We start from the raw sequence: 6,117 nt of genomic DNA, 5'->3' as shown, positions 1-6,117 counted from the left end.
TTCCATAGGTGCTCTCCGCGGCCCCTGGCAGACGGGGGCGCCGCGCCCCGGCCCTCACCGGGGGGCGCCCGCCCGTCGGGGCCGGGGCGGGGCGGGCCCCGCGGGGCCCCGTCCGTACGTCGCTAGTGCTGCTCCTCGTGGTGCGGGTCGAGGCCCACGCCCTCGCCCCGGCCCAGTCGGCTGTGCTTGCGCCCGTACAGGTAGTACACGGCGATGCCGATGAGCATCCATACGACGAACCGCAGCCAGGTCTCGGCCGGGAGGTTGAGCATCAGCCACACCGAGGCGGCGATCGACACGATCGGCACGAACGGCACCCATGGGGTCCGGAAGGCCCGGTGCAGGTCCGGGCGGGTCCGGCGCAGGATGATCACACCGAGGGCGACGACCACGAAGGCGAACAGAGTGCCGATGTTCACCAGGGTGGCGAGTTCGTTGATGCTGGTGAAGCCGGCGACGATCGCGATGATCACACCCAGCAGGATCGTCGGCCGGTACGGGGTGCGGAACCTCGGGTGCGTGCGCGAGAAGAAGCGCGGCAGCAGGCCGTCGCGGCTCATCGCGAAGAACACGCGGGTCTGCCCCAGCAACAGGATCATGCAGACCGTGGTCAGGCCCACCGCGGCGCCGAAGCTGATGATGCCTCCGTAGACCGGGTGTCCGGCGGATTTGAAGGCGTCGGCCAGCGGCGCGCTCACCGACAGCTCGGTGTAGTGCTGCATGCCGGTCACCACGAGGGAGACCGCCACGTACAGCACCGTGCAGATCAGCAGGGAGCCGAGGATGCCGCGCGGCATGTCGCGCTGCGGCACCTTGGTCTCCTCGGCGGCGGTGGCGACCACGTCGAAGCCGATGAAGGCGAAGAACACGACGGACGCCGCGGTGAAGATGCCCATGACGCCGAAGTTGGTCGGCTCGTACCCGAAGATCAGTTGGACCAGTGGCGCGTCGAATCCCGCGCCGCCCTCCTGGGGCACCGCCTCGGGGATGAACGGCTTGTAGTTGCTGCCCGTGATGAAGAACAGGCCCGCGATGATCACGATGAGCACCACCGTGACCTTGATCGCGACGACGATCGCGGTGATGCGGGCCGACAGCTTCACGCCGATGACGAGGACCACGGTCAGGACCAGGACCAGCAGGAAGGCGAGCAGGTCGAAGGTGCCGCCCGGCACGTCCGGCCCCTCCAGGGCCGCGGGTAGATGGATGCCGGCGTTGTCCATCAACGAACGGACGTACCCGGACCAGCCGACCGCGACGACCGCGGTGCCCAGCGCGAATTCCAGCACCAGGTCCCAGCCGATGATCCACGCGGGAAGCTCGCCGATCGAGGCGTACGAGAAGGTGTACGCCGAACCGGCGACCGGGACGGTCGAGGCGAACTCGGCGTAGCACAGGGCGGCGAGCCCACACACGATGCCGGCGGCCACGAACGCCAGGGCGGTGGCCGGGCCGGCGTTCTCCTTGGCGACCTTGCCGGTGAGGACGAAGATGCCGGTGCCGATGATGACACCGACGCCGAAGACCATCAGGTCCCAGGAGGAGAGCGACTTGCGGAGGGCGTGTTCGGGCTCCTCCGTGTCGCGGATGGACTGTTCCACCGACTTGGTGCGGAAAGGACTGTTGCGATCCGTGCTCACCGACGCACCTCCGAAAGGTGACGCGTACGCGAAACGGGCCGGGAGGCCCACCCTTCAAGGGTGATCTCCCGGCCCGTGGGACGCAACCGCGCGTCGGGGGCCCGATGCCCCGTCGGCTAGTCGACGGTGGCGGCCGGCTCGCTGTCGTAGCGCCCGTCCAGCTTGGCGACCAGGCCGGTCACCTGCCGGGCGATGTCCGGGGCGGTCAGGCCGATCTCGGCCAGGATCTCCTTGCGCAGCGCGTGGTCGAGGAAGCGCTGCGGAATGCCGAAGTCCCGCAGCGGTACGTCGACGCCCGCGTCCCGCAGGGCCTGCGATACGGCGGCGCCCACGCCACCGGTGCGGCCGTTGTCCTCGACGGTGACGACCACCCGGTGCCGCTCCGCGAGCGGGGCCAGGGCCTCGTCCACGGGCTTGACCCAGCGGGGGTCCACCACGGTCGTGGAGATGCCCTGCTTGTCGAGCAGATCGGCGATCTCCAGGCACATCGGGGCCAGGGCGCCGACGGAGACGAGCAGTACGTCCGGACGGGTGACCTCGGGGGCCGGGGTGCGCAGCACGTCCATGCCGCCGATCCTGCCGACGGCCGGCACGGCCGGGCCGACGACTCCCTTGGAGTAGCGCACGACGGTCGGCGCGTCCTTGACCTCGACCGCCTCGCGCAGTTGGGCGCGCAACTGCTCGGCGTCGCGCGGGGCGGCGAGCCGCAGGCCGGGCACGACCTGGAGGATCGACATGTCCCACATGCCGTTGTGGGAGGCGCCGTCGTCACCGGTGACGCCCGCGCGGTCCAGGACGAAGGTGACCCCGCACTTGTGCAGGGCGACGTCCATCAGGACCTGGTCGAAGGCGCGGTTGAGGAAGGTCGCGTACACGGCGAAGACCGGGTGGACCCCGCCGGTGGCCAGTCCGGCGGCCGAGGTGGCGCCGTGCTGCTCGGCGATGCCCACGTCGAAGATGCGCTCCGGGAAGGCGTCCGCGAACTTCTTCAGGCCGACGGGCTGGAGCATGGCCGCGGTGATCGCGACGATGTCCGCGCGCTCCCGGCCGAGCTTGACCATCTCGTCGGCGAAGACGGAGGTCCAACTGGCGGCCGCCGTCTTCACCGGGAGGCCGGTGTCCGGGTGGATGACGCCGACCGCGTGGAAGCGGTCGGCCTCGTCCTGGACGGCCGGCTGGTAGCCGCGGCCCTTCTGGGTGAGGCAGTGCACGATGACCGGGCCGCCGAAGCGCTTGGCGCGCTGGAGCGCGGACTCCAGGGCCTCGATGTCGTGGCCGTCGATGGGTCCGACGTACTTCAGGCCGAGGTCCTCGAACATGCCCTGCGGGGCGATGAAGTCCTTGAGGCCCTTCTTGGCACCGTGCAGGGTCTCGTAGAGCGGCTTGCCGACGACCGGCGTACGCTCCAGGAGGTCCTTGCCGCGGGCCAGGAAGCGCTCGTATCCGTCCGTGGTGCGCAGGGTGGCCAGGTGGTTGGCGAGGCCGCCGATGGTGGGACCGTACGAGCGCTCGTTGTCGTTCACCACGATGACCAGCGGGCGGTCCTTGGCGGCGGCGATGTTGTTCAGCGCCTCCCAGGCCATGCCTCCGGTCAGCGCGCCGTCGCCGATGACGGCGGCGACGTGGTGGTCCTCTCGGCCCAGCACCTCGTTGGCCTTGGCCAGGCCGTCGGCCCAGCCCAGCACGGTGGAGGCGTGGGAGTTCTCGATGACGTCGTGCTCGGACTCGGCGCGCGAGGGGTAGCCGGACAGGCCGCCCTTGGTGCGCAGGCCGCCGAAGTCCTGGCGGCCCGTGAGCAGCTTGTGGACGTAGGCCTGGTGGCCCGTGTCGAAGAGGACCTTGTCCTTGGGCGAGTCGAAGACCCGGTGCAGGGCGATCGTCAGCTCGACGACACCGAGGTTGGGGCCGAGGTGCCCGCCGGTCTTGGAGACGGCGTCGACGAGGAAGGACCTGATCTCGGCGGCGAGCTGTTCGAGCTCCTCCTGGCTGAGCCGGTCCAGATCGCGCGGTCCCTTGATGCGGGTCAGCAGCACCCGTGCCTCCTTGCAGTTGCTTGCTGGTCTGTCGAGTCTAATGTTCCGCTCGCGACGAGCGTCATCGGGCGGTACCCGGAGGGTCACGCCTTTGTCATACCTGTACACCTGATCGCCAAATCACACATCCCAAACGGGTGTATACCCGCACAGTTGTACCCACGAATGTACGCACGAGCGCCCGGCACCACTGGAAGTGGCACCGGGCACTGTGACGGGTCTTACCGCCGGGTACTGCCTGGGACGGAGGTCAGGCGCGGCCGGCCGTCTTCTGGGTCTTGCGGGTGACCGAGTCGATCACGACCGTGGCCAGCAGGACCGCACCCGTGATCATGTACTGGATCGGCGTGGCGATGCCCTCCAGGGCCAGACCGTACTGGATGGAGGTGATGACCATGACGCCCAGGAGGGCGTTCCAGGTCCGGCCCCGGCCACCGAAGAGGCTGGTGCCGCCGATGACGGCCGCCGCGATCACGTTCATCAGCAGGTCGCCGGCGCCGGCGCTCTGGTTGGCGGCGGCGATCTTGGAGGCCCAGAAGAGCCCGCCGACGGCGGCGAAGGTGCCGGCGATGGCGAAGACCGTGATCCGCACCCGGTTCACGTTGATGCCGGCGCGCCGGGAGGCCTCGACGCTGCCGCCGAGCGCGAACACCTGACGGCCGAAGGAGGTGCGGCGCAGGAGGAAGTCCGTGCCGACGAGGGCCAGCAGGAAGAGCACCACCGCGAGCGGCAGACCCTTGTACTGGTTGAACACCACGGCGGGGCCGAAGGTGAACACCGCGAGCACGCCGGTGCGCAGCAGGATCTCGGTGAGCGGCCGGGCGGGGACGCCCGCGGCCTGCCGGCGCCGGTTGTCGAAGTAGGTGGCCAGGAAGTATCCGGCCACGGCCAGGGCCGCGAGGCCGTAGCCGACCGCCACGTCCGAGAAGAAGTACGTGGTCAGTTGGCCGACCACGCCCTCGGAGTCGAGGTTGATGGTGCCGTTGCTGCCGAGGATCTGCAGCATGGCGCCGGACCAGAACAGCAGGCCCGACAGGGTGACGGCGAAGGCCGGGGCGCCGATCCGGGCGAAGAAGAAGCCGTGGATCGCGCCGATGAGGGCGCCGCCCGCGACGGCGGCGAGGATCGCGAGCCACTCGTTCACGCCGTGGGTGACGGCGAGGACGGCGACGATCGCTCCCGACACACCGCTGACCGAGCCGACCGAGAGGTCGATCTCGCCGAGCAGCAGCACGAAGATGATGCCGACGGCCATCATGCCGGTGGCGACCATCGTGATCGCGATGTTGGTCAGGTTCTCGGGGCCGAGGAAGTTCGAGTTCAGGCTCTGGAAGATGCTCCAGATGACGATCAGGCCGACGACGACCGGGAGGGATCCCAGGTCGCCCGCCTTCATCTTGCGGCCGAACTCGCTCAGGTAGCCGGCGAAGCCCTGCTCGCGCACGAGCAGACGGGGGTCGACGGCCGGGATGGCGTCGGCCGCCGCCGCCGGGTTGACCGGGTCCACGTGCCCGACGCGGTCGGCCGGGCCCTTGTCCAGCGGTCCGGCGGCAGGGTTCTGGGTGCTCACTTGCGGGCCTCCCCGGTGCGGGCCGCCCGGCGGGTCACGGCGTTGTCCGTGGCACCGGTGATGGCGGAGATGATCTCTTCCTGCGAGGTGTCGGCGACACTGAAGACGCCGTTGTTGCGGCCGAGCCGCAGGACCGCCACCTTGTCGGCGACGGCCTTCACATCGGCCATGTTGTGGCTGATGAGGATGACGGCGTGACCGCGTTCGCGCAGCCGCTCCACCAGGTCGAGGACCTGTGCGGTCTGCTCGACGCCGAGGGCTGCGGTGGGCTCGTCGAGGATGACCAGTTTGGGCTCGCCGAGCATCGAGCGGGCGATGGCCACCGTCTGGCGCTGACCGCCGGAGAGCGAGGCGATCGGGATACGGACACTGGGGATCCGGATCGACAGGGTGGTCAGGAGCTCGCGGGCACGCCGCTCCATCTCCACCTCGTCGAGGATGCCGCGGCGCTTGAGCTCGCGGCCCAGGAAGAGGTTGCCGACGACATCGATGTTGTCGCACAGCGCGAGGTCCTGGTAGACCGTCGCGATGCCCAGGTTCTGGGCGTCGTGGGGCTTGCCGATGGAGACCGGGCGGCCCTCCCACTCGATGACCCCGTCATCGATGGGGTGCACGCCGGCGATGGTCTTGACCAGCGTGGACTTGCCGGCGCCGTTGTCGCCGACGAGGGCGACCACCTCGCCGGAGTGGATCTCGAGTTCTACGTCGGTCAGGGCCTGAACGGCGCCGAACCGCTTCGAGACCCCTCGCAACGCCAGCACGGGCGCAGCGGACACATGAACCATCTCCTTCGCCGCCTGACCGGCGGGGATGTCGTGCAAAAGAGCAGGAACGCGAATGGGGGGTGGAACGTGGGGGTGGAGCGTGGGGTGGA

General features: G+C 69.6%; 4 protein-coding genes. All 4 read right to left on the bottom strand.

The annotated features are described in order from the left end of the window. Positions 1-122 precede the first annotated feature (122 nt). Complete coding sequence (locus tag ACFYW3_RS01095) at positions 123-1,640, bottom strand: amino acid permease (protein ID WP_351753360.1); 1,518 nt, start codon at positions 1,638-1,640, stop codon at positions 123-125. Between the two features lie 116 nt (positions 1,641-1,756). Then, positions 1,757-3,673, bottom strand: a complete 1,917-nt coding sequence (gene dxs, locus ACFYW3_RS01090; protein ID WP_053684695.1) for a 1-deoxy-D-xylulose-5-phosphate synthase — start codon at positions 3,671-3,673, stop codon at positions 1,757-1,759. 250 nt (positions 3,674-3,923) lie between these two features. Next, on the bottom strand, positions 3,924-5,213 hold the full coding sequence (locus ACFYW3_RS01085; RefSeq protein WP_384614580.1) for a sugar ABC transporter permease: 1,290 nt from the start codon (positions 5,211-5,213) through the stop codon (positions 3,924-3,926). Between the two features lie 26 nt (positions 5,214-5,239). After that, positions 5,240-6,028, bottom strand: coding sequence for an ATP-binding cassette domain-containing protein (locus tag ACFYW3_RS01080; protein ID WP_053684862.1), 789 nt, complete (start codon positions 6,026-6,028; stop codon positions 5,240-5,242). Positions 6,029-6,117: the final 89 nt, after the last annotated feature.

It is taken from the genome of Streptomyces sp. NPDC002602, from assembly GCF_042889445.1.
Lineage (GTDB): Bacteria > Actinomycetota > Actinomycetes > Streptomycetales > Streptomycetaceae > Streptomyces.
The sequence above is the reverse complement of the archived record's forward strand: the minus strand, read 5'-3'. Positions and strand labels throughout refer to the sequence as shown.

What these genes read in the sequence shown, in the direction of transcription:
- ACFYW3_RS01080 (WP_053684862.1), bottom strand. Translation starts at nt 6,028, where the DNA reads ATGGTTCATGTGTCCGCTGCGCCCGTGCTGGCGTTGCGAGGGGTCTCG.